Annotated in this window: 3 protein-coding genes; 2 read left to right on the forward strand and 1 reads right to left on the reverse strand. The window is 42.5% G+C overall.

All coding sequences use genetic code 11. The annotated features are described in order from the left end of the window. The coding region (locus A3763_RS26160; RefSeq protein ID WP_156495351.1) for a DUF2489 domain-containing protein at positions 1–292 on the reverse strand (292 nt) is incomplete at its 3' end. A gap of 195 nt (positions 293–487) precedes the next feature. Here A3763_RS26160 and A3763_RS26165 point away from each other — a divergent pair. Further along, on the forward strand, positions 488–907 hold the full coding sequence (locus A3763_RS26165; RefSeq protein WP_068507387.1) for a CBS domain-containing protein: 420 nt from the start codon (positions 488–490) through the stop codon (positions 905–907). Between the two features lie 288 nt (positions 908–1195). Then, positions 1196–1954, forward strand: a 759-nt coding sequence (locus A3763_RS26170; RefSeq protein ID WP_197483149.1) for a wax ester/triacylglycerol synthase family O-acyltransferase, incomplete at its 3' end; no start/stop codon positions are given.

The following is a 1954-nucleotide window of genomic DNA, read 5'->3' on the forward strand; positions in this document are numbered from 1 at the left end:
TAAACACTGAAAACCGCTCATCTTCATGCAGGTTGGGGGCTAAATGGTCAAGTAGCACTTTAATTCTAATGCATCCTTCCGACAGCTCAACCTGCTCGTCTAACATGCATTGTGCGATAACCTTAATGCTGTTGAGGGCCTTATCTTTCTTTTCAGCCACCTCCTCCAGATAAGCTTTTTTCGCGTCCTCTATTCTTTGAATTTTGTTCCATGTTTTGAAGCTAAAACGGAATAAGAAAATAGAAACAAGACTACCGACAACAATTGCAAGCCAGATAAAGTTCTCAGACATATAACAAATCAACTCGAAAGATAGAAAGCGCGAAATTATAGCAGCTTCAGCAAATAGTGTATTTATTTTAAAGTGATTACTAGTTCCTTATAGGAATGCACTCAAATTGACACCGGTCATCACACTAGTAGAAACCTCGTAGTATGCTCACTTCAACAAACTCATTTATACATTACAAATTTTATTGGAGGCAAGATGGAATCTCCCAAGGTTTACGTTCGCGATTACATGCACCCAGCGACATACTCATTTAAACTTGATACTAGCGTTGAAGAAGTCGTTAAAACACTTACCAAAAGCCATATCGTAGGAGCGCCAGTGTTAGATACTGACGGCAAACTGGTAGGTTTTATCACTGAGCAAAACTGCATCAAGCAGATGCTCAACAATACCTACTATTGTGATAGCCACGAAGTAGCAGCTGACATTATGCGAGAGAATCCTCTATCCGTATCCCCTGATGAAGATATTCTTAAGCTAGCAGAAAGCATGCTAAGGAAAGGGCCCAAGATCTACCCAGTAATAGAAAATGATAAAGTGATCGGCATTATTAGACGTGCTGATGTACTAAAAGCACTTAGCCTGGCCAAAAAAGATATGTGTGCAGTGAAGTAGTATTATGCTTCTCTAGCAGGCTAAAGTTGTTCTAACTTCATTTAGCCTGCTCTATCTTCAGGTTCTTAAAACTCCATTCGCGATATGCCCCCATTCCCCCTCCCTGCCGAATAAAAGGTTCACGACAACTCCATTTCAAAATTTGCTATACCAAAAGTAAATTTCTTGTCTGCGAACATAAATAGTTCCGATATCTTCATAGACCTAGGCAATAAAGTTTAATGGTCTAATATAGTAAGTGTGTTAAGATTCCGCTTTGTATTCATTACTCCCAAAAGGCCTGGCAAAATGACTCAGAATAACAAGATAAACATACTTGATGCCTCTTGGTTGGCATTGGATACCGAAGAGACGCCAATGCATGTTGGCAATCTGCAAATTTTATCTCTCCCCAAAGATGCTCCTGCTAATTTTTTACGCGACGATGTTCATCGCATGAAATCGGCTGGAGATATTGTTTCCCCCTGGAACAAAAAGCTCGCGAAGCCTAGCTTACTGGGCCGCTTACTCGCACCGTCTTGGGTTATCGATAAGAACATAGACCTAGATTATCACGTACGTCATTCGGCTCTACCCAAACCAGGCGGTGAACGAGAGTTGGGTATACTTGTATCGAGATTACACTCCAACCGTATGGACTTTAAACGCCCTCTATGGGAGTGCCATGTCATCGAAGGTCTGGAAAATAATCGCTTTGCCATCTACACCAAAATGCACCACTCCTTAATTGATGGCATAAGCGGTGTACGTTTATTGCAACGCACACTAAGCGAGTCTCCAGACGATATCGATACAAGACCGCCTTGGTCTATTGGTACGCCAAAGAAAATTAAAAGCGGCGAACACATTGCGACTTGGCAAGGCGCGCTTGATCAAGCTATCGACGCAATCAAAGAACAAGCCTCGAACACCCCGCAGTTAGTGGGTGCGTTGGCAAAACTGGTCAGTTCATCCGTTCAGGATAGAGTTAAACTTTCTGCTCCGTTTACTGGTCCTAATTCAACCATTAACACCCGGGTGCAAGCCGCTCGCCGCTTTGCTACACAG

The sequence above is a fragment of the Oleiphilus sp. HI0128 genome (assembly GCF_001635365.1).